This is a genomic window from Aquabacter cavernae (assembly GCF_003993795.1).
GTDB lineage: Bacteria > Pseudomonadota > Alphaproteobacteria > Rhizobiales > Xanthobacteraceae > Aquabacter > Aquabacter cavernae.
Genome location: NZ_RWKV01000016.1, coordinates 341865 through 361761, shown reverse-complemented (window position 1 = coordinate 361761; position 19897 = coordinate 341865). Strand labels below are relative to the sequence as shown.

General features: G+C 68.3%; 20 protein-coding genes. 4 read left to right on the top strand and 16 right to left on the bottom strand.

From position 1 onward, the window contains the following. Nucleotides 1-41 precede the first annotated feature (41 nt). The 8 genes from EJJ38_RS17410 to EJJ38_RS17375 all read right to left on the bottom strand — a co-directional run bounded on the left by EJJ38_RS17410 (nucleotide 42) and on the right by EJJ38_RS17375 (nucleotide 9074). Nucleotides 42-1844: an AMP-dependent synthetase/ligase gene (locus EJJ38_RS17410; protein ID WP_127091539.1), complete on the bottom strand. Its 1803-nt coding sequence runs from the start codon at nucleotides 1842-1844 to the stop codon at nucleotides 42-44. 10 nt (nucleotides 1845-1854) lie between these two features. After that, on the bottom strand, nucleotides 1855-2661 hold the full coding sequence (locus EJJ38_RS17405) for an ABC transporter ATP-binding protein (protein ID WP_127091537.1): 807 nt from the start codon (nucleotides 2659-2661) through the stop codon (nucleotides 1855-1857). Nucleotides 2662-2853: 192 nt separating this feature from the next. Beyond that, the gene (locus EJJ38_RS17400; protein WP_127091535.1) at nucleotides 2854-4029 is read right to left on the bottom strand and encodes an ABC transporter substrate-binding protein; all 1176 of its coding nucleotides are present in this window, start codon (nucleotides 4027-4029) and stop codon (nucleotides 2854-2856) included. A gap of 46 nt (nucleotides 4030-4075) precedes the next feature. Further along, entirely contained in the window at nucleotides 4076-5119 is a 1044-nt protein-coding gene (locus EJJ38_RS17395; RefSeq protein WP_127091533.1) for a branched-chain amino acid ABC transporter permease, read from the bottom strand. A gap of 1 nt (nucleotide 5120) precedes the next feature. Further along, the gene (locus EJJ38_RS17390; protein WP_127091531.1) at nucleotides 5121-6005 is read right to left on the bottom strand and encodes a branched-chain amino acid ABC transporter permease; all 885 of its coding nucleotides are present in this window, start codon (nucleotides 6003-6005) and stop codon (nucleotides 5121-5123) included. Next, a complete protein-coding gene (locus EJJ38_RS17385; RefSeq protein WP_127091529.1) occupies nucleotides 6005-6826 on the bottom strand; it encodes an ABC transporter ATP-binding protein in 822 nt (273 codons plus the stop codon). Before EJJ38_RS17385 ends, EJJ38_RS17390 begins: the two co-directional genes overlap by 1 nt. A 437-nt stretch (nucleotides 6827-7263) precedes the next feature. Beyond that, entirely contained in the window at nucleotides 7264-8046 is a 783-nt protein-coding gene (locus EJJ38_RS17380; protein ID WP_127091527.1) for a FadR/GntR family transcriptional regulator, read from the bottom strand. 101 nt (nucleotides 8047-8147) lie between these two features. After that, nucleotides 8148-9074, bottom strand: a complete 927-nt coding sequence (locus EJJ38_RS17375; RefSeq protein ID WP_127091525.1) for an NAD(P)H-dependent flavin oxidoreductase — start codon at nucleotides 9072-9074, stop codon at nucleotides 8148-8150. A 204-nt stretch (nucleotides 9075-9278) separates the two neighbouring features. Between EJJ38_RS17375 and ubiG the strand changes: the two genes are divergently transcribed. Continuing rightward, nucleotides 9279-10019, top strand: coding sequence for a bifunctional 2-polyprenyl-6-hydroxyphenol methylase/3-demethylubiquinol 3-O-methyltransferase UbiG (gene ubiG / locus EJJ38_RS17370; protein ID WP_127091523.1), 741 nt, complete (start codon nucleotides 9279-9281; stop codon nucleotides 10017-10019). On the opposite strand, the gene EJJ38_RS17365 is transcribed toward ubiG, so the two are convergent. The 8 genes from EJJ38_RS17365 to EJJ38_RS17330 all read right to left on the bottom strand — a co-directional run bounded on the left by EJJ38_RS17365 (nucleotide 9992) and on the right by EJJ38_RS17330 (nucleotide 16850). After that, nucleotides 9992-10510 (bottom strand): hypothetical protein, encoded by a 519-nt coding sequence (locus tag EJJ38_RS17365; protein ID WP_127091521.1) that lies wholly within the window; start codon nucleotides 10508-10510, stop codon nucleotides 9992-9994. The genes ubiG and EJJ38_RS17365 overlap by 28 nt on opposite strands. After that, nucleotides 10488-11333 (bottom strand): hypothetical protein, encoded by an 846-nt coding sequence (locus tag EJJ38_RS17360; RefSeq protein ID WP_127091519.1) that lies wholly within the window; start codon nucleotides 11331-11333, stop codon nucleotides 10488-10490. The genes EJJ38_RS17365 and EJJ38_RS17360 overlap by 23 nt, the downstream gene beginning before the upstream one ends. Then, nucleotides 11326-11595 (bottom strand): hypothetical protein, encoded by a 270-nt coding sequence (locus tag EJJ38_RS20505; protein ID WP_205666204.1) that lies wholly within the window; start codon nucleotides 11593-11595, stop codon nucleotides 11326-11328. Before EJJ38_RS20505 ends, EJJ38_RS17360 begins: the two co-directional genes overlap by 8 nt. A 146-nt stretch (nucleotides 11596-11741) precedes the next feature. Further along, nucleotides 11742-12224: a DUF1178 family protein gene (locus EJJ38_RS17350; RefSeq protein ID WP_127091517.1), complete on the bottom strand. Its 483-nt coding sequence runs from the start codon at nucleotides 12222-12224 to the stop codon at nucleotides 11742-11744. Further along, nucleotides 12221-13099 (bottom strand): carbon-nitrogen hydrolase family protein, encoded by an 879-nt coding sequence (locus tag EJJ38_RS17345; protein ID WP_127091515.1) that lies wholly within the window; start codon nucleotides 13097-13099, stop codon nucleotides 12221-12223. Before EJJ38_RS17345 ends, EJJ38_RS17350 begins: the two co-directional genes overlap by 4 nt. Before the next feature lie 91 nt (nucleotides 13100-13190). Further along, complete coding sequence (gene grxC / locus EJJ38_RS17340) at nucleotides 13191-13448, bottom strand: glutaredoxin 3 (protein ID WP_127091513.1); 258 nt, start codon at nucleotides 13446-13448, stop codon at nucleotides 13191-13193. 59 nt (nucleotides 13449-13507) lie between these two features. Then, nucleotides 13508-14260, bottom strand: coding sequence for a ComF family protein (locus EJJ38_RS17335; RefSeq protein ID WP_127091823.1), 753 nt, complete (start codon nucleotides 14258-14260; stop codon nucleotides 13508-13510). Nucleotides 14261-14378: 118 nt separating this feature from the next. Next, nucleotides 14379-16850, bottom strand: a complete 2472-nt coding sequence (locus EJJ38_RS17330; RefSeq protein WP_245454315.1) for a heavy metal translocating P-type ATPase — start codon at nucleotides 16848-16850, stop codon at nucleotides 14379-14381. Nucleotides 16851-17152: 302 nt separating this feature from the next. Here EJJ38_RS17330 and EJJ38_RS17325 point away from each other — a divergent pair, with 302 nt between their 5' ends. The 3 genes from EJJ38_RS17325 to EJJ38_RS17315 all read left to right on the top strand — a co-directional run bounded on the left by EJJ38_RS17325 (nucleotide 17153) and on the right by EJJ38_RS17315 (nucleotide 19844). Continuing rightward, complete coding sequence (locus EJJ38_RS17325) at nucleotides 17153-17428, top strand: metal-sensitive transcriptional regulator (RefSeq protein ID WP_127091509.1); 276 nt, start codon at nucleotides 17153-17155, stop codon at nucleotides 17426-17428. 177 nt (nucleotides 17429-17605) lie between these two features. Next, nucleotides 17606-18733 (top strand): zinc-dependent alcohol dehydrogenase family protein, encoded by a 1128-nt coding sequence (locus tag EJJ38_RS17320; protein ID WP_127091507.1) that lies wholly within the window; start codon nucleotides 17606-17608, stop codon nucleotides 18731-18733. Between the two features lie 25 nt (nucleotides 18734-18758). Continuing rightward, complete coding sequence (locus EJJ38_RS17315) at nucleotides 18759-19844, top strand: Ldh family oxidoreductase (RefSeq protein ID WP_127091505.1); 1086 nt, start codon at nucleotides 18759-18761, stop codon at nucleotides 19842-19844. The last annotated feature ends 53 nt before the right edge of the window (nucleotides 19845-19897 follow it).

Here is a 19897-nt window from a genome sequence, read left to right as displayed (position 1 = left end):
CTAGGGAGGGGGAAATCGCCGGGTCGCGCCTGTGGCAACCCTCACGCCCGGGCGTAAAGCCCTTCGATCTCGGCGGCGTACTTGGTCTGGATGTTGGAGCGCCGCACCTTCATGGTGGCGGTCACTTCGTCGTCGTCATGGTCCAGCTCCTTCACCAGGAGATGGAACTTGCGCACATGGGAGACCTGGGCGAGCTGGGCATTGGCGGTGTCGATCTCGGTGCCGATCAGCTCGCGCACCTTCTCGTTTTCCGCCAGCGACCGGTAATGCGTGAAGGCGATGCCCCGCGCCTCGGCCCATTGGCCCACCGTCTCGGCATCGATCTGGATGAGCGCGGACACATATTTGCGCCGCTCGCCGATGACGATGCACTCCTTCACATAGGGGCTGGACTTCACCGTGTTCTCGATCTCGGACGGCGAGAGATTCTTGCCGCCGGCGGTGATCATGATGTCCTTGAGGCGATCGACGATCTTGAACTGGCCCTCCACCAGTTCGGCCACGTCGCCCGTATGGAGCCAGCCGTCGCGGATGGTGGTCCGGGTGGCCTCGTCATTCTTGTAATAGCCGGCGAAGACCGTATCGCCGCGCACCAGAAGCTCGCCCATGTCGCCGAGCTTCATCTCCACGCCCTTGGCGGCGGGGCCGACGCAGAGCGGCACCACATGGGAGAGCTTCTGTCCGCAGGCGAGGCCCGTGGTCTCGGTGGCGCCATAGACCTCCACCAGCGGCACGCCGAGCGTGCGGAAGAAGCGCACGATGCGCGGCGAGATGGGCGCCGCGCCGGTCATGGCCACCTTCACCCGGCCGAGCCCGATATAATTCTGCAGCGCGCGGAAAATGAGCAGCCAGCACAGGCCGAAGACGAGGCGCTGACCGAGCGTGCGCTTGTCATGCGCCACTTCCGCGAAGGGCTCGCAGGCGGCATAGGCCCGCTCGAACAAGGCGCGGCGCAGGCCGCCCGCTTCCATGAGCTTCAGATAGATGGCCGAGTTCAGCTTCTCCCAGATGCGCGGCACGCCGAGGAAGACGGACGGCGCCACCTCGCGCAGGTCTTCCTGCACGGTGCGGATGCTCTCGCCGAAATTCACCTGCGAGCCCAGATAGATGGGCTGCATGGTGGTGAGCATCTGCTCGGCCACGTGGCACAAGGGCAAATAGGAGAGGTGGGTGGTGTTTTCGTCCGCGTTGAGGCAGTCGGAAAGCGCGATGGCCTCGGCCCGCAGGTTCCGGTAGCTGAGCATGGCGCCCTTGGGCTTACCCGTCGAACCGGACGTGTAGATCATCAGCCCGATATCATCGAGGGTCTGGCGGGCGAGGCAATCCTCGATGACGCGCGCATGCTCGGCGGCCATGTCGCGGCCGCGCGTCTCCAGGTCGGCGAAGGACAGGACCAGTTCGGCGGGATAGGAGCGCAGGCCCTTCTGCTCGATCACCACGATGCGCTTCAGGGCGGGCAGTTCGTGGCGGCGCTCCAGCACCTTGTCCACCTGCTCCTGGTCCTCGCAGATGACCACCTCACTGTCGGAATGGCCGAGCACATAGGCCACTTCGTTGGCGGGGCTGGTGCAATAGACGCCCACCGTGATGGCGTTCACGAGGCCCGCGCCAAGCTGGACGAGGACCCATTCCACCCGGTTCTCGGACAGGACGGCCACATGCCCGCCTTCGTTGAGGCCGAGCGAGCGCAGGCCGAGGCCCACATGGCCGGCGCGGGTGAAATACTGCGCGAAGGACAGCGGACGCCAGATGCCGAAATCCTTTTGGCGGATGGCGGTGCGGTCCGGGATGCGCCGGGCCTGCTCGCGCAGCATCTGGGGCAGGGTGAGAGCGGGGAAATCCATAGGCGGATCCTCAGGAAAGCCAGCGCTTGCGGCGCTTGTAGTGCTTCACGTCCCGGTAGCTCTTCTCGGAGCCTTCTCCGGCGACGCCGAGATAGAATTCGCGCACGTCCTCGTCGCGCATCAGCTTCTCCACCGGCCCGTCGATCACCACCTTGCCGGTCTCCAGGATGTAGCCGGTATGGGCGACCGCCATGGCCACGGCGGCATTCTGCTCCACCAGCAGCATGGAGACCCCGCGCTCGCGATTGATGCGGGCGATGATGGTGAAGATCTCCTCCACCAGCTTCGGCGAGAGGCCGAGAGAGGGCTCGTCCAGGAGGATGAGCTTGGGCTGGGCGATGAGGGCGCGGCCGATGGCGAGCATCTGCTGCTCGCCGCCGGAGAGATAGCCCGCCCGGCCGGTGCGGCGCTCGAACAGGCGCGGGAAATACTCGTAGACCGTGTCGAACTTCGTGGGCGCGACGCCGCGCCCGGAGAGGGCGAAGGTGGCGGCCGTCAAATTCTCCTCCACGGTCAGGTCCTCGAAGATGCGCCGCCCTTCCATGACGTGGAACAGGCCGCGCCGCACCAAAGCATGGGGCTTGAGGCCCGCAATGGGCGTGCCGTCGAAGGTGATGGCGCCGGACGTGACCGCGCCGTCCTCCAGCTCCAGGAGGTTGGAGACCGCTTTGAGCGTGGTGGACTTGCCCGCCCCGTTGGAGCCGAGCAGCGCCACCACCTGCCCGCGCGGCACGCTGAGCGAGAGGCCGCGCAGCACCTGGACGGTGTTGTTGTAGACCACTTCGATATTGCGGACATCGAGGATGGTGTCGGTCATTCGGGTTCGCTCCGGGTGCAACACATGTCTCAAGCGCGACGGACTCCCTCTCCCGCTTGCGGGGGAGGGAGGGGAGGGGGCGAGCGAAGCGAGGAGAAAGCCGACGTTCCCCCTCGCTTGCGGTGTCCTCCGGCCTGCGGCCGGCCCCCTCCCCCGCAAACGGGAGAGGGGATTTCGCCTCCGCGGCGGCCGTCAGCCGCCGACCTTGATCCAGTCGGAATCCGCCACCATCAGCTTCTTCGCCGCGTCGTAGCGATAGACGCGCCCCACCGGGATGGAATTGCCGGGGATGGAGATCGGGACGCCGATGATGCCGCCGGTGTCGAAGTCCTTGAGCGAGTTGAGCGCGGCCTTCAGGTTGGTGCCGTTCAGCTCCTGCTTGGCCTCCAGGGTCCGCTTGGCGCTCTCCAGGAAGAGCATGGCGGTGAGGAAGCCCTGCATATAGGCCGTGGACTGATATTCCGGCCGCATCTGCCGGATCTTCTCCAGCATGGGGCTCTTGCCCTCGGTGTCGTAATAATAGCGGTAGGGCATCACGCCCATGAAGCCGTCGGCGGGCTCGCCCACCTTGGTCCAGAGCGAGTTGTCCATGGACCAGAACGTGCCCATGAACTTGGTGGCGAGGCCCATCTGCTTGGCCTGGCTCATGAATTCAGGGAGCGGCGCCAGCACGTAGCCGTGGAAGATGGTGTAGTCGGGATTGGCCCGGCGCAGCTTCAGGATTTCGGTGGAGACGTCCACGGCGGTGGGCGGGGTCACGATGACCTCGGTCATCTTGAGGCCGAGCGCCTTCACCTTCTCCTGGCCGGCGGCGATGGGGTCGCGGCCGAATTCGGTGTCCGAATGCACGAAGGCGATCTTCGCGCCCGGCTTCGTCTTGGCCACATACTGCAGCAGGATGTCGAACATCTGCGTGTAGTCGGGGCCGGAGATGAACTGGAAGGGATACTTCTTCGAATCGTTCAGCTCGCTGGCGAAGGAGGCGCCGGCCATCAGGATGGTCTTCTTGCGGTCCAGCTCCGCATTGATGGTCTTCGCGAAGGCGGTGCTATCCGAATAATAGAGATTGATGTTCGCCTGGCTGGTGAGCTTGTTGAACACCGCCACCGACTGGTCGGCCTTATAGGCGGTGTCCTCGGCCAGATACGTCACCTTGCGCCCGGCGATGCCGCCCGCGTCGTTGACGATCTTCACATAGTCCTGGATGCCGGCATGGATGCCGATGCCCGCGAAGGCGAACACGCCGGACAGCGGGATGGAGCCGCCGATGACGATGTCGTCCGCCGCCAGAGAGGGGCGGATGCCGAGCCCGATGGCCGCGCCCGCGCCGAGGGCAAGGGTGAGGGCCTCACGTCTGTTCATGGTCATGGTATTCCTCCCAACTCATTGTTTTGTTTTGAGGTTTACTTGAGCGTCACGTCTTGAAAGGCCACAGGTGGAAGAAGCGCCGCGTGCGCCGCCAGATTTCCGCGAGCCCGTGGGGCTCGAACACGAGAAAGCCGACGATGAGCGCGCCGAACACGATGGTGCGCACCGGCGAGAGGATCGCCACTGCATCCGGCAGGACCGGGGAGAGCACGCCCACGGCGAGCTTCAGCACTTCGGGCACCAGCGTCATGAACACCGCGCCCAGGATGCCGCCCAATATGGTCCCCATGCCGCCCACGATGACGGCGGCGAGGAAGAAGATGGAATAGACGAAGGGGAAGCTTTCCGGCGTCACCACGCGGAAGAAATAGGCCCACAGGCCGCCCGCCACCCCCGCATAGAAGGAGGAGAGGGCGAAGCTCATCAGCTTGTAGCGCAAGAGCGGGATGCCCAGCACCTCGGCCGAGATGTCCCGGTCGCGGATGGCGATGAAGGCGCGCCCGATGCGGGTGCGAAACAGGTTCGACGCGGCCAGCACCATGACGATCGCGAACGGCACGATCAGCCAATAGAGCTGTACCGGCCGCGCCATCTCGAAGCCCAGCACTTCGGCGGGCGGCACATTGATGCCCGACACGCCGTGGGTGACGCTGTTCCAGTTGGCGAAGATGAAGTGGAGGATGAAGGAGGCGGCGATGGTCGCCATGGCCAGATAGAGCCCCTTCACCCTGAGGCTGGGCAGGCCCACCAGCGCGCCCACCCCCGCCGTGACGAAGCCCGCCACGAGGATGTTGAGCAGCGTCGGCGTGCCGAGCCGCGCCTCCAGCACCGCCACCGTATAGGCACCCACTCCCATGAAGGCCGCCTGGCCGAGGGAGACGAGCCCGGTGAAGCCGGTGAGGATGTTGAGGCCGGTGGTGGAGATCACATGGATCGCCACAAGGCACGCGATGTAGAGCCAGTATTCCCCCACCGTGAAGGGAAACAGCACCAAACCGAGGAAGAACAAGGCGAGCCAGATCCGCTGCGTGCGCGTGTCGAACAGCGCCTCGTCCGCGGCATAGGTCTCTTTCAGCGTTCCGATGCGCATGTCAGAGCCTCTCGATTTCGACGGTGCCGAACAGGCCGTAGGGGCGCACAAGCAGCACCAGCATCAGCAGGCTGAATGTGGCGAGCATCTTGTACTCGCCCCCCAGATAGGTGCCGCACCACGCTTCCAGCAGACCCACGAGGATGCCGCCGATGAGCACGCCGACGATGGAATCGAGCCCGCCCACGATCACCACCACCAAGGCGGAGAGGCCGAACACGCCCATGGTGGGGGCGATGCCGCCCACCGCGCCCACAAGGATGCCGCCCCCCGCCGCCGCGGCGCCCGCGAACATCCAGGCCAGCGAGAAAACGGCGGGCACGTTGATGCCGCAGGAATAGGCCGCCGCCTGGTCGCTGGCGGTGGCGCGCAGCGCCACGCCGCCGCGCCAGAAGCGGAAAGCGAGGAGGAAGAGCGCGATCACCGCCGCCGCCACCGAGAAGCCGATCACCACCTTGCGCGACACATAGGCGTCGCCGATGAAGATGGGCGTCTTGCCCATGAAGTCCGGCAGGGCGGTGGGCTCGGCGCCCCAGATGAGTTCGGTGAGGCCGATGAGCACGGAGCCCACCCCGATGGTCACCATGAAGACCGAGATGGCGGCCTCGCCCAGCATGGGGCGGATGACCGAGCGCTCGATGGCCGCGCCCAGGAGCGCGCCGCCGATGATGGAGAGGATGACGGCGCCCCAGGGCGGCAGGCCCATGCCCGCCGTGAAGGAGAAGAACAAATAGGCGCCGATCATGAGCATCTCGCCGATGGCGAGGTTCACGACCCGCGTCGCCTTGTAGATGAGCACGAAGGCGAGGCCCGTGAGGGCGAGCAGCGCGCTGTTGCCGAGCGCGGCCAGCGTCACTTCGGTGAAGAACAGCCAGTCGAAATCCATCACGCCGCCTCCCGTCCCTGGATGCGGCGCTGGAGCGCCTCAACGTCTGTGCCGCCCAGATAGGCGCGGATCACGTCCGGATTCTGCGTGACCTCGCCGGGCAGGCCGCGCGCGATGACGGTGCCGAAATTGAGCACCACCACATGGTCGGAAATGTCCATGACCATGCCCATGTCGTGCTCCACCATGAGGATGGTGACGCCCCATTCCTCCTTCACGTCGAGGATGAAGCGGGCCATGTCCTCGGTTTCTTCGCGGTTCATGCCCGCCACCGGCTCATCCAGCATGAGGATCTTGGGCCGCATGGCGAGCGCCCGCGCCAGTTCCACGCGCTTGCGCAGGCCATAGGCGAGGGAGGCCACCGGCTGGTTGCGGATGTGGTTGATCTCGAGGAAGTCGATGACGCGCTCCTCGATCTCGGCGCGCAGCTCCACTTCTTCCTTCTGCGCCCGGCCCCAATAGAGCAGCGCGTCCAGGAGGTTGGTGCGCATGTGGGCGTGGCGGCCGAGCTTGATGTTGTCGAGCACGGTCATGCCCCGGAACAGGGCGATGTTCTGGAAGGTGCGCGCCAGCCCGATCTTCGCCCGGTGGGGCGGATGGGTCTTGGTGATGTCCTCGCCCGCAAAGCGGATGGCGCCCTGCTGGGGCGTGTAGAAGCCCGAAATGCAGTTGAACAGCGAGGTCTTGCCCGCGCCGTTGGGGCCGATCACGGCGGTGATGGAATTGGGGGCCACGTCGAAGGTGACGCCGGACAGCGCCTTCAGGCCGCCGAAGGACAGGCTCACCGCATCCACGCAGAGAAGGGGGGCATGGATGCTCATGCGGCGCGCTCCTGCAGAGCGGCGAGACGGCTCAGGGCGCTCGGCCCCCTCCCAACCCTCCCCCGCACGCGGGAGAGGGCTTTTTCCGGCCCACACGACGCATAGCTCCCTCTCCCGCTTGCGGGGGAGGGCTGGGGAGGGGGCAATGGCACGGTCCATATGGCGCGCGTCGCCGGCGCCATCCCGCGCGCCGGGTCTCCAACATCACGCATGCGCAGGCGCGCACGCCCCCTCTGAGGCGATGCCTTCATTCTTTCCTCCCTCCTGACGGCGCATTTCGCGCTCTTTCAGGTCCTTGGCGTTCCTCCCTCCGATCCCTGCGGGCCGGCGGGCGTTAAAGCATTTTCGAGCGGGGTGGATTCCGGCTCGCGTGAAGAAAATGCGCAAAAGCAAAATCTGAGAGCATGTCCGGCGAACCGGAGTTCGCCGGACATGCTCTAATCGGATAGTCCCGGCGGCAGGCTGCGCGCATAGATGCGCTCCACCGGCTCGTCGAGGTCACGGCCGGCGCGCTCGAAGCCGCGCCGCCAGTCGTAAAGGTGCCGGCTCATCCAGAGCCGGGCCTGTTCCAGGTCACGCGCGCGCAGCGCGTCGATGACGTGGCGGTGCGCCGTGATCATGCGCCCCGGCCCTTCGGGCACGCGGCGGCAGATCATTTCCGTGGTGGGGAAGAAGAGCAGGCTCGCCGGCTCCCGCGAGAGCAGCAGAACCCGGTTCCCCGATGCCTTCGCCACCAGATGGTGGAAAGCGCCGTCCGCCTCGGACAGCCGGGCGGCATCCCCCGCCGCGGCGGCGTCTTCGCTTTCCCGCTGGTTCTCTTCCAGCCGGTCCAGCATCTCGTCCGTAATGTGCTCGACCGCCTGTTCCGCGCTCGCCACTTCCAGCGCGAGGGCGACCGAGAACAATTCCCGGAACGTGACCTCGTGCAGGATGAGCGCCCGGCTCATGCGGGAGGACAGGCGGTTGTAGCGCGGCAGGCAGGCATAGAGCCGCCTGTCGGGCCCGCGCTGGATGAAGCCGCCTTCCTCCAGCGCGCGGATGCCTTCGCGCACGGTGGAGCGGTTGACGCCGAACTGGCGCACCAGCTCGGCCTCGGTCCCCACCGGCTCGCCGGGCAGCAGGCGACCGGACACCACCTCGCGCTCGATGGCTTCCGCCACCAATTGGTAGGCGGGGGCCACCTGGATGCGCTCGAACCGGCCGGAGCCTGCTTCCACCATCGCGTCCTCGTTTCCGCTACGCTAGGTGACTTTGTCGGACAAAGTCAATCCACTGGAGTTAGGTATTCGTATCAAACATAAATCTTTGTCGGACAAACTTCTCATTCGGCCGCGAGAGCGGCCCGCGCGGCGTTGTATTCACCGATCAGCCGGGCACACAATTCGGCGGCGGGCGGCACGTCATGGATGGAGCCGACCCCCTGGCCCGCCGACCAGACGTCGCGCCACACCTTGGCTTCGCTGGCCATGTCGAGGCGCGCATGGGTGGGCAAATTCTCCGGGTCGAGGCCGTTGCGGACGATGCTGGGGATGAGGAAGTTGGCGTTCACGCCGCTGATGGCGGGCGTGTAGAGGATGTCCTTGGCGTTCGCCCCCACGATCATGCCCTTGTGCTCGGCCTGGCAGAGGGCTTCCTTCGTGGCGAGGAAGCGGGTGCCGAGATAGGCGAAGTCGGCCCCGATCAGCCGCGCCGCCGCCACATGGGCGCCGGTGGACATGGCGCCCGACAGGATGATGGGACCGGAAAAAACCTCCCGGATTTCCGGCACCAGGGCGAACGGGCTGAGCGCGCCCGCATGGCCGCCCGCGCCCGCGCACACCGCGATGATGCCGTCCACGCCCGCTTCCGCCGCCTTTTCCGCATGGCGCCGGCTGATCACGTCGTGGAAGACGAGGCCGCCATAGGAATGGACCGCGTCCACCACCTCTTGCACGGCGCCGAGCGAGGTGATGACCAGGGGCACCTTGTGCTTCACCGTGGCCTTCAGGTCCGCTTCCAGACGTGCATTGGTGCGGTGGACGATGAGGTTCACGCCGAACGCGGCCGCGTCCTGCCCCGCAAGGCGCGCGGCGATCTCGTCCAGCCACGCCTCATAACCCTCGGTGGTGCGCTGGTTGAGGGCGGGGAACGTGCCGATGAGGCCGGAGCGGCAGGTCTCCACCACAAGGTCCGGCCCGGAGGCCAGGAACATGGGCGAGACGATGATGGGGGCTTTGAGTCCGCGCGCGAGCACTGGCGGAACCGGCATGTGATCACTCCTCCCGATGCTTCGTCCTGCATATGGCGGCGAACCGGCGCTGCGGCGAAGCTTGGGCAGAGTTTGTCCGACAATCCGATGGCGGGTCAATCCTGCGGCGCAGCAATCCCATGCGGCACTGCAGAGGGTGTGCGGCGGGGTCCGCTTGCGGGCGCCCGGCGGGGGGCGTAACCATTCCCGGCGAAGGAGCCGTCCATGACCGAGGGAACAAGCACCATCGATGCCGCCGAGGTGGCACGGTTCGAGGCGCTGGGCGAGCAATGGTGGGATCCCAAGGGCCCCATGGCGCCCTTGCACGCCATCAATCCCGTGCGACTCGCCTTCCTGCGCGATGTGCTCGTGCGGCATTTCGAGCGCGATGCCCGCGGCCTGCGGCCGCTCTCGGGGCTCAAGGTGCTGGACATCGGCTGCGGCGGCGGGCTGCTCAGCGAGCCCCTGGCGCGCATGGGCGCCGAGGTGACGGGCATCGATCCCGCCCCGGGCAATGTGGACGTGGCGCGTCTCCACGCGGAAGGCTCCGGCCTTGCCATCGATTACCGCGCCATCCCGGCCGAGGAACTGGTCGAGGCGGGCGCGCAGTTCGACGTGGTGCTGGCGCTGGAGGTGGTGGAGCATGTGGCCGATGTGAGCCTCTTCATCCGTCAGGCGGGCGCGCTGGTGGCGCCGGGCGGGGTGTTCGTGGGCTCCACGCTGAACCGCACGGCCAAGAGCTTCGCCCTCGCCATCGTGGGCGCGGAATATGTGCTGCGCTGGCTGCCGCGCGGCACCCATCGCTGGGACAAGTTCGTCACGCCCGACGAGTTCGAGGCGGTGCTCGCCGCTGCCGGGCTTCAGGTGACGGAGAAGGCCGGCATGACCTTCGATCCGCTGGGCGGGCGCTGGTCGCTCTCGGCGGACATGGACGTGAACTATTTCCTCGCCGCCATTCCCGGCTGATCCGGCGGCGCGATGACCGCCACGTCCTGCCAGGGCAGGTCCCGCGCCCGGCAGGCGGGTTCCGCGATGACGCCCAGGAGCGGGTGGAAGGCGGCGTGGATGCCGAGCTGGCGCAGCAGCAGCGTCCAATAAAGCCGCGCCCGCGCGCGGGCCGCGGGCTGCGCGTCATGGACCTTCCCGTCGAACACGAAGAAGGGCGGGGTGCCCGGGACGGCAAGGCTGGCCAGCACCCCTCCGTGCCATCCCTGCGGCGCCATGAGCGCCACCGTCATGTGGCAGCGCGGGGGGGCAAGGGCCTGGATGAGGGTGAGGTCGAGGTCGGCCTCCATGCCGGTGACGGCGAGGCCCTGCCGTTCCAGGAAGCTGGTGACCGCGGCCGGGGTGCCGGGCTGGGCGTCGGGAGCCGCCTGGTGCCCGATGCCGAGCTTCAGGGCCACCCCGCATACCAGCACGATACCCAGCGCCAAATTAAGCGGCCAGCGCGCGTTCATGCCGGGTTCCGAAGGCGAGGATGCCCACCATCACCGCGAGAATCAGCAGGCTGAAGGCGGCGCCGCCCTCCGGCCCGTGCAGCCGGTCATATTGGGCGGGGAACAGCACCAGCGCCGTGAGGCGCGCGATATTCACCGCGGACACGGCGATGCAGGCGAGCAGCGTCCATCCCGTCAGCCGCCAGGACCAGGGCAGCGCGTTGCCCACCGCGAAGAGTGCCGCGCACAGTAGCGTCAGCGCGAGATTGAGCACCGACGAGCAGGCCGGGGCGATCCAGAGGATTCCGGAGCCGTCCGCGAAGGGCACCGTGTTCTGCATCGCCGTGGTGCCGGCGAGCGCGGCCACGATGGCCGCGTCCGTATCCAGGAATACGCCGCTGAAGGTGGAGAGAAGCAGGCGCGCCCAGAACAGGGGCAGGCAGAGCATGAACAGAAGAAAACCCGCCCGGCGCAGCGCGGAGTCGGCGGGTGTGGTAAGGCCGAGATGGAGGGCCAGCAGCGTCAGCGCCACCCAGCTCGCCTGCCCGACGGGCAGGAGGAAGGCCAGGAGACACAGGACGGCCACCGGGCCGTCCCACCGGCGCAGAGGCGTGTCCGGCGCCTGCCATGCGAGGCGCAGGACCAGGACACAGCCGATCCATACGATTGTGCTGATGTCGAAGGTGGCGAAGAGGGCCGCCTGCCAGCCGCTTTCCGTTACGGCGGTAACGGCGCGCGCCGCGATGCCGTTGGCGAGGCCCACCAGGATGAGCCCGGCCATCATTTCGCGCCGCGTCAGGTGCGCGGCGGCACCAGGATGGCCGGTGCGGACCGCGTCAGTCACGGCGACGGTTGCGGATCACGTAATAGAGGCCGGCAGCGACAAGGAATGGCAGGCCGGCCCCCATGATCGGGAGCGGCGCCCCCTTGTTGTGGCCATTGGCATTGCCCTTCCCGTTTCCGTTTCCGTTTCCGTTGCCATTCCCATTCCCATAGCTGTTTCCGTTACCGGGATCAGCTATGGCCGCATGGGACGCACCCGCCACGACCAAGACGGTCGCCAGCAAGAGACTGCGTAAAGCACCCATGATGACAAACTCCAACATGCGCCGGATTGATGCCCGATGCTCCTTCTATATGCGCGCAGCGCGCGCGGGGCACAATGCCGAGTTGAGGGTAGTCTGGATTCATTCCAGATAATGAGGCGCGAGTCTGGGTCGCCGGGAACGGCTTTGGCGGTATCATGCAGCTTTCAGTTGCGATCGTCGGGCAGGATCGGAAGCGGGAACACCTCCACCTCGTCTTCCCGTAGCGCCTTGACCTCGTCGGGTGTCGCCTCGCCATAGATGGAGCGATGCTCCACCTCGCCCTCATGCATCTTGCGGGCAAGCGCAGCGAAGTCGTCGCCCACATAATCGGCGGTCCGCGTGACGTGGTCGCGCAGCTCCTTGAGCATGCGACGGAAATCCTGCTCGCCCTCACCCATCATGGCCATGGGCGCCGCGGGCGCGGCGTTCGCAGGCGGGGCGGCGGGTGCGTCCGGTTCGGCGGCCTGGGCGCGGCCCCGGTCGGTGCGGGCCACGGCGGGGGCCATGATGGCCTTGTCCACGCTGGTGGAGCCGCAATGGGGGCAGGCGACCAGAGAGAGGCCGCGCTGGCGCTCATAGCTTTCTGAGGAGGCGAACCAGCTCTCGAAATCGTGACCCTGGATGCAGTGCAAAGCGTAGCGGATCAATTGGGGGCCTCCACCAGATGCAAATGCCCCCCATGGCCGTTTTCCGACACCTCGAACCGCCGCCCATGGCGCAAGGACGGGATGCGCTGGCGGGCGGCGGCCACTTCCTTCATGTCCAGTTCCGCCAGGATCACGCCGGGCTCGGCGCCGCCTTCCGCGATCACCCGGCCCCAGGGATCGACGACGAGGGAATGGCCGTAGGTCTCGCGCCCGTTCTCATGCTTTCCGCCCTGCGCGGCGGCCAGCACATAGGCGCCGTTCTCGATGGCGCGCGCACGGGTCAGCACATGCCAATGCGCCTCGCCCGTGGGGCGGGTGAAGGCGGAGGGCACCGTGAGCACGCCCGCCCCGCCTTCCGCCAGCGCCCGGTAGAGGGCCGGGAAGCGCAGGTCGTAGCAGATGGACAGGCCCACGGGGATGCCGTCCACATTGGCCATGACGGCCCGGTCGCCCGGCTTGTAGGCGGTGGATTCCCGGTAGCTCTCGCCATTGCCCAGGTCCACGTCGAACATGTGGATCTTGTCGTAGCGCGCCGCGATCTCTCCGTCCGGGGCGATGAGGAAGCCGCGATTGACCGCGCGCGCCTCGGACACCTTCAGCGCCAGCGAGCCGAGATGAAGATGGATCTTGTGGGCGCGGGCGAGATCGCGGAACGCGGCGAGGGCGGTGTCCTCGCCTTCCTCGCGCAGCGTCTCGAAGAGGACCGCGCGGTCCAGTTCCATGATGTTCGTCGTCTCGGGGGTCTGGACGTAGCGCGCCCCGGCCTGGGCCGCCTCGCGGATGAGGGCGGCAGCGCTGTCGATATTGGCGGCGACGCCGCGCCCGCTGCGCATCTGGACCAGCGCCACGCGGAGCGTTTCGGGGGATGTGCTCATCTGATCTCGCTCGCAAGACGGAGATGGAGTTCAGCCCATCTCACGGAAAGCCCAAGCGAGGCAAGCCGGTTACGGTTCCGCAGGACGGCGGTCAGGCGGCCACGAGCGCGTCCAGCCGGCCCGCCCGCTCCAGGGCGTAGAGGTCGTCACAACCCCCGATATGCTCATCGTCGAAGAAAATCTGGGGCACGCTGGTGCGCCCGCCCGAGCGCGTGCTCATGGCCTGCTGTCCAGCCGGGTCGGTCGTCACGTCGATTTCGGTGAAAGTCCATCCCTTGCGGCGCAGCAGCTCCTTCGCCGCATGGCAATAGGAGCACCAACTCTTGGTGTAGATCGTGATCGATTTCATGCAACCCTCGGCGGGACAGGGCGATGCGCCGTCACCGAACTGTTGCATAATAAATCGGCTCATGCCTGTTCGACAACCCTTGCGAATGTGACAGCGTCCACATGGGAGGCACCCGCGCGCCGCAGTGCACGCGCGCAGGCGTCCAGTGTCGCCCCTGTGGTGAAGACATCGTCCACCAGCAGCACGCGCCGTCCCGCCACGCGCCCTTCCGCCGTCTTGGAAACCCTGAAGGCGCCAGCCACATTGGCACGCCGCTCCGCGCGGCTGAGATTCACCTGGGAGAGGGTGGCGCGGGTGCGGGCGAGGCCCTCCAGCGCCACGGGCAGCTCGGTGAGGGCTGACAGATGCCGCGCCAGCAATGCCGCCTGATTAAAACGGCGGCGCCAAAGGCGCAGTGCATGCAGGGGCACCGGCACGATCAGGTCCGCCTCGCCCAGCAGCGGGGCGCCCGCCTGCCGCATCAGCCGGGCCATGGGCCGGGCGAGGTCGAGCCGGTCGCCATATTTCAGGTGGTGGACGAGGTCGCGGCTCACCGGGCCGAACAGCACCGCGGCCCGCGCCCGGTCGAAGGCGGGCGGGTCCGCCAGCGCGTCCGGGGAGAGCAAAGGGGCGCCGTTCGGCGGGGCATAGGGAAAGGGTGTGCCCAGCCGCTCGCATACCGGAGGGCTGATGAGGGCGAGCCGCCCCCAGCATCCCCCGCACAGCCCGCCCGCATCGCGCACGATGGCGCCGCAGGAGATGCAGGTGGGCGGCAGGACGAGGTCCAGCAGTCCGTGCCCGGCGGCGCGCAGGCGGCGCGCGGCGGGGGCCATGAAGCCCCGCGCGCCGGACCAGCCGCGCCCCCACGTAATCCCCATGGAATGCTCCCACCTTGCGCAACCAGAATGAGAGGCGCGAGGGCCGGGCGCAATGGGGGAGCGCGTCGAGGGGCTAGGGCTTCCAGCGGCGCAGCAGCAGCGCGTTGGCGATGACGCTCACCGAGGAGAGCGACATGGCCGCCGCCGCCACCATGGGCGAAAGCAGGAGGCCGAGCGCGGGATAAAGCACGCCCGCCGCCACCGGGACGCCCAGCGCGTTATAGCCGAAGGCGAACCAGAGGTTGCGGCGGATATTGCGCATGGTGGCGCGCGACAGGGAGCGGGCATGGGCGATGCCCGCCAGATCCCCCTTCAGCAGGGTGACGCCCGCGCTCTCCATGGCGATGTCCGTGCCGGTGCCCATGGCGATGCCCACGTCCGCAGCGGCAAGGGCAGGCGCGTCATTCACCCCGTCGCCGGCCATGGCGACCACGTTCCCCTCGGCCTTGAAGCGCGCCACAAGGGCGGCCTTGCGCTCCGGCGCGACGCCCGCTTCCACGTCCGTGATGCCCAGCTCCTTCGCCACCGCTTCCGCCGTGCCCCTTGCATCGCCCGTGACCATGACCACGCGCACGCCGTCCGCCCGCAGCGCGGCGAGCGCGGCGGGGGTGGTGGCCTTCACGGGATCGGCGATGGCCATGAGGCCCGCCAGCGCGCCGTCCACGGAGATGAACACCACGGTGGCGCCGAACCGGCGCAGCCGCTCGGCCTCTTCGTCCAGGGCGGCGGTGGAGACGGAGAGGTCGCCCATGAGCGCCGCCTGCCCGATGGCGATGGCGCGGCCCTCGATGGTGCCGGTCACGCCCTTGCCGGTGGGGCTCTGGAAATTGGAGACGGGGGCGGGGGTGACGCCCCGGGCGCGCGCCTCGGCCAGGATGGCGGCGGCCAGCGGATGCTCGCTCGCCGCTTCCAGGCCGGCTGCGAGGCGCAGAAGCTCGTCGCGCGGCAGGTCCAGGGGGCGCACCTTGATCACCTTGGGCTTGCCCTCGGTGAGCGTGCCGGTCTTGTCCACCAGCAGCACGTTGACCCGCTCCATGGTCTCCAGCGCGGCGGCATCGCGGACCAGGATGCCCGCCTGCGCCCCGCGCCCCACGCCCACCATGATGGACATGGGGGTGGCAAGGCCCAGCGCGCACGGGCAGGCGATGATGAGCACGGAGACGGCGGCCAGCAGCGCGAAGGTGAAGCGCGGCTCCGGCCCCACCCAATACCAGGCGCCGAAGGCGGCCATGGCCGCCAGCAGCACCACCGGCACGAACCAGCCGGAAACGGCATCGGCGAGGCGCTGGATGGGCGCGCGCGAGCGCTGGGCCTGCGCCACCATCTGGACGATGCGCGCCAGCAGCGTGTCGCGGCCCACCTTCTCGGCGCGCATGACGAAGCCGCCGCCGGAAGCGAGCGTGCCCGCCACCACCGCGTCGCCCACGGTTTTTAGCACCGGCAGCGGCTCGCCGGTGACGAGGCTCTCGTCCACCGCGCAGGTGCCCTCCACCACCACGCCGTCCACGGGCACTTTCTCGCCGGGGCGCACGCGCAGCAGGTCGCCCGCCGCCACCGCTTCCAGCGGCACGTCCGCCTCGCTGCCGCCGGAGATGCGCCGGGCGGTGGAGGGGGCGAGGCCCAGCAGGGCCTTGATGGCGCCGGAGGTGCGCTCGCGGGCGTGCAGTTCCAGCACCTGCCCCAGCAGCACGAGCACCGTGATGACCGCCGCCGCCTCGAAATAAACAGGCACCGCCCCGCCATGGGCCTGGAAGGCGGGCGGGAACAGGCCGGGCGCGAAGGTGCCGGCGAGGCTGTAGAGATAGGCGACGCCGGTGCCGATGGCGATCAGCGTGAACATGTTCAGATGGCCGCTGCGCACCGAGGCCGCGCCGCGCTGGAAGAAGGGCCATCCCGCCCAGAGCACGACGGGGGTCGCGAGGGCGAATTGCACGTAATTGGAGGTCTGCGCGTCCAGCATGTGCAGGCCGAGCAGATGCTGGCCCATCTCCAGCACAAAGACCGGCAGGGTGAGGACGAGGCCGATCCAGAAGCGGCGCGTCATGTCCACCAGTTCGGCATTGGGGCCGTCATCGAGGCTCACCGTCTCCGGCTCCAGTGCCATGCCGCAGATGGGGCAGGTGCCGGGGCCCACCTGCCGCACCTCGGGGTGCATGGGGCAGGTGAAGATGGTGCCTTCCGGCACCGGCGCGGCGGGCGCGCCCTTGCCGGACAGATAGCGCTCGGGGTCCGCCTCGAACTTGGTCTTGCAGCCGGCCGAGCAGAAGAAGACGGGCTGGCCGTCATGGGCGGAGCGGTGCCTGGCGGTGTGCGGGTCCACGTCCATGCCGCAGACCGGGTCCTTCGCCAGATGGGCGGTGTCGGCGGATGCGTCGTGGCCGTGTCCATGGTCGTGCCCGCCGCAGCAGGAGCCGCCGGCCTTCGCGGACGGGATATAGCGCGCCGGGTCCGCCTCGAACTTGGTCTTGCAGCCGGCGGAGCAGAAGAAGACGGGCTGGCCGTCATGGTCGGCGCGATGCTTGGCGGTGCGCGGGTCCACATCCATGCCGCAGACCGGATCCTTCACGGTGCGCGCGTGGTCGTGATCGTGGTCATGCCCAGGGTTATGGCCACCGCAGCAGGGGCTGGCCGCCTTCGGAGCCGGCGCGGGCGCGCCCGCGCAGCAGCCTGCGGCTTCCTTGGGGGCGGAGGACGGGTCGTGGTGATCGCTCATGTCCGCATTCCTGCCCGGCACGGCCGGTCCTGCTTTGCGCTGTCTCAGACTCGATCATGACAGCAAGGGTCTTTTACACCCCTGGGGGGTATATGGCTTGTGTTTTATACCCCATGGGGGTAAATGACAAGCCCATGGGCCCTTCCGCCAAAGCCTCCCTCTCCCGCCGCCTCAGCCGCATCGAAGGCCAGGTGCGCGGCATTGCGCGCATGGTGGAGGAGGACCGCTACTGCATCGACATCGTCACGCAGATTTCCGCCGTGCGGGCCGCCTTGCGGCGCGCGGAGGAAGAGGTGCTGCGCGACCATGTGGCCCACTGCGTCGCCCATGCCATCGCCTCGGGCGATGCGGAGGAGCAGAAGCGCAAGGTCCAGGAACTCATGGACGTGGTGGTGCGCGCGGAGCGCTGATCCCGCGCGCCCCGGCTATCGCCGCAGGTTCTCGCGGCTATCCATAATGCCTCACTTCTCTTTTCCCTCGCGAGGCGCCATCTTGCGCGCCAGGGTCGTGCCACGGCCGCGTTGCAGATGCGGCCGCCAAGGAAAAAGGCGCGACATTCGAGAACTTTAGGTTCCGGGAGGATGGTCATGCGTATGAAGGCAGCCGTGCTGCGCTCGTCACCTGTCGCGCGCCCCTATGCGCAGACGCGGCCCATGAGCATCGAGCAGGTCCATCTGGACCCGCCCGGCCGGGACGAAGTGCTCATCAAGATCGCCGCAGCGGGCGTGTGCCATTCCGATCTGTCCGTCATCAATGGCGACCGCCTGCGCCAGACGCCCATGGTGCTCGGCCATGAGGCTTCCGGCGTGGTGGTGGAGCCGGGCCCCGGCGTCACGGACCTTCAGGTGGGCGACCATGTGGTGATGAGCTTCATCCCCACTTGCGGCCATTGCCTGCCCTGCCTCGACGGGCGCGCCCAGCTCTGCGGCCCCGGCGCCGCCGCCAACGGGGCGGGCACGCTGCTCTCCGGCAGCCTGCGCCTGCGCTGCGATGACGGCACGGACACCTTCCATCATTGCGGCGTGTCGGGTTTCGCCGAATATGCGGTCATCTCGCGCCGCTCCATCGTGAAGATCACCAAGGACATCTCGCTGGTGGACGCGGCGCTGTTCGGCTGCGCGGTCATGACCGGCGTGGGCGCGGTGGTGAACACCTGCGCGGTGAAGCCGGGCGAGAGCGTCGCCGTGGTGGGCCTCGGCGGTGTCGGCCTCTCCTCCATCCTGGGCGCGGTGGCCTCGGGCGCCGAGCGGGTGGTGGCGGTGGACCTGTCGCAGGCCAAGCTGGACCTCGCCCGGAGCCTGGGCGCCACCGACACCTTCCTCGCCACCGACCCGGAAGCGGCGGAAGCGGTTCGCGCGGCCACCGGCGGGGGCGTGGACCATGCTTTGGAAATGGCGGGCTCCGCGCCGGCCTTCGAGCTGGCCTACAAGATCACCAAGCGCGGCGGCACCACCGCCTCGGCGGGCCTTGCCAATCCCAATGCCCGCATCTCGCTCTCGCCGACCAACATCGTCGCCGAGGAGCGGATCATCAAGGGCAGCTACCAGGGCGGCTGCGTGCCCCCGCGCGACATTCCCCGCTTCATCGGCCTCTACCAGAGCGGCAAGCTGCCGGTGGACCGGCTGCTCTCCTCCACCGGCCCGCTGGAAGAGATCAACGAGGCGTTCGACAAGCTGGATCGCGCCGAAGTGGTGCGCCACGTCATCACCTTCTGAAGGCACACCCTCCGGAGGACGCACCATGACGGACGGTTCTCCGGCCCCGGCCTTCGCCGAGCGGCATGCGGCGGCGGCGCTGGAGCGCTTCTGCCGCGATGTCCTGCTTGCCTGCGGCGCCGACGCGGAGACCGCCGAGGCCGCGACCCGCGCCATGATGCACGGCTCGCGGCTCGGCGTGGACAGCCACGGCGTGCGCCTGCTGGACCATTATGTGAAGTCCATCGTCGGCGGCTGCGTGGCGGGCGCCCCGCGCATGCGCTTCCTGAACGAGACGCCCGCTTCGGCCACGCTGGATGCGGGCGACGGCCATGGCGCGCTCGCCGCCTATCGCGCCATGGACAAGGCGGTGGCCTTTGCCGGGACCTGCGGCGTGGGTGCGGTGGCGATCCGCAATTCCTCCCATTTCGGCCCGGCGGGGGCGTTTGCCCTGGCGGCCGCCGAGCAGGGCTGCGTGGGCCTCGCTTTCTGCAATTCCGACAGCCTCATGCGCCTGCATGACGGGGCGGAGCGATTCCACGGCACCAATCCCATCGCCGCCGCCGCGCCCGTGGCGGGCGCACAGCCCTGGCTCATGGACATGGCCACCAGCGCCATTCCCTATAACCGGGTGCTGCTCTATGGCAGCCTCGGCCTGACGCTGCCCGCCCAGACCGCTTCGGACGGGCAGGGCACGGACACCGCCGATCCCTCCCTGGTGGAGATGCTGGCGCCCGTGGGCGGCGCGTTCGGCTTCAAGGGCGCGGCCTTGGCGGGGCTGGTGGAACTGTTCAGCGCGATCCTGAGCGGGGCGCGCCTGTCCTTCGACATTCCGCCCATGGCGGGGCCGGACATGGCGACGCCGCGCAATGTGGGAGCCTTCGTGCTGGCGCTGCGCCCATCCGCCTTCCTGGCGCAGGACGCCTATGAGGCGGGCATGGCGCGCTACCTCGAAACCCTGCGCGCGTCCCGTCCGGTTCCGGGCGGGACGGTGCTGGCGCCCGGTGACCGGGAATGGGCCGAGGCGGCGCGCCGGGAGGCGGCGGGCATTCCCATCGACCCCGCCACCGCCCGTGCCTTCGACACCATGGCGGCCACCTACGGCCTCGCGCGTCCCCGGCCGGTGGGCTAAAGCGTTTCCGAGCGAAGTGTGACGCGGTTCGCGTGAAGGAAACGCGGAAAAAC

Excerpts from the sequence above, each read along its gene's own strand:
- EJJ38_RS17410 (WP_127091539.1), bottom strand. The coding sequence starts at position 1,844 with ATGGATTTCCCCGCTCTCACCCTGCCCCAGATGCTGCGCGAGCAGGCC.
- EJJ38_RS17405 (WP_127091537.1), bottom strand. The coding sequence starts at position 2,661 with ATGACCGACACCATCCTCGATGTCCGCAATATCGAAGTGGTCTACAAC.
- EJJ38_RS17400 (WP_127091535.1), bottom strand. The coding sequence starts at position 4,029 with ATGACCATGAACAGACGTGAGGCCCTCACCCTTGCCCTCGGCGCGGGC.
- EJJ38_RS17395 (WP_127091533.1), bottom strand. The coding sequence starts at position 5,119 with ATGCGCATCGGAACGCTGAAAGAGACCTATGCCGCGGACGAGGCGCTG.
- EJJ38_RS17390 (WP_127091531.1), bottom strand. The coding sequence starts at position 6,005 with ATGGATTTCGACTGGCTGTTCTTCACCGAAGTGACGCTGGCCGCGCTC.
- EJJ38_RS17385 (WP_127091529.1), bottom strand. The coding sequence starts at position 6,826 with ATGAGCATCCATGCCCCCCTTCTCTGCGTGGATGCGGTGAGCCTGTCC.
- EJJ38_RS17380 (WP_127091527.1), bottom strand. The coding sequence starts at position 8,046 with ATGGTGGAAGCAGGCTCCGGCCGGTTCGAGCGCATCCAGGTGGCCCCC.
- EJJ38_RS17375 (WP_127091525.1), bottom strand. The coding sequence starts at position 9,074 with ATGCCGGTTCCGCCAGTGCTCGCGCGCGGACTCAAAGCCCCCATCATC.
- ubiG (WP_127091523.1), top strand. The coding sequence starts at position 9,279 with ATGACCGAGGGAACAAGCACCATCGATGCCGCCGAGGTGGCACGGTTC.
- EJJ38_RS17365 (WP_127091521.1), bottom strand. The coding sequence starts at position 10,510 with ATGAACGCGCGCTGGCCGCTTAATTTGGCGCTGGGTATCGTGCTGGTA.
- EJJ38_RS20505 (WP_205666204.1), bottom strand. The coding sequence starts at position 11,595 with ATGTTGGAGTTTGTCATCATGGGTGCTTTACGCAGTCTCTTGCTGGCG.
- EJJ38_RS17345 (WP_127091515.1), bottom strand. The coding sequence starts at position 13,099 with ATGAGCACATCCCCCGAAACGCTCCGCGTGGCGCTGGTCCAGATGCGC.
- grxC (WP_127091513.1), bottom strand. The coding sequence starts at position 13,448 with ATGAAATCGATCACGATCTACACCAAGAGTTGGTGCTCCTATTGCCAT.
- EJJ38_RS17335 (WP_127091823.1), bottom strand. The coding sequence starts at position 14,260 with ATGGCCCCCGCCGCGCGCCGCCTGCGCGCCGCCGGGCACGGACTGCTG.
- EJJ38_RS17330 (WP_245454315.1), bottom strand. The coding sequence starts at position 16,850 with ATGGATGTGGACCCGCGCACCGCCAAGCATCGCGCCGACCATGACGGC.
- EJJ38_RS17325 (WP_127091509.1), top strand. The coding sequence starts at position 17,153 with ATGGGCCCTTCCGCCAAAGCCTCCCTCTCCCGCCGCCTCAGCCGCATC.
- EJJ38_RS17320 (WP_127091507.1), top strand. The coding sequence starts at position 17,606 with ATGCGTATGAAGGCAGCCGTGCTGCGCTCGTCACCTGTCGCGCGCCCC.
- EJJ38_RS17315 (WP_127091505.1), top strand. The coding sequence starts at position 18,759 with ATGACGGACGGTTCTCCGGCCCCGGCCTTCGCCGAGCGGCATGCGGCG.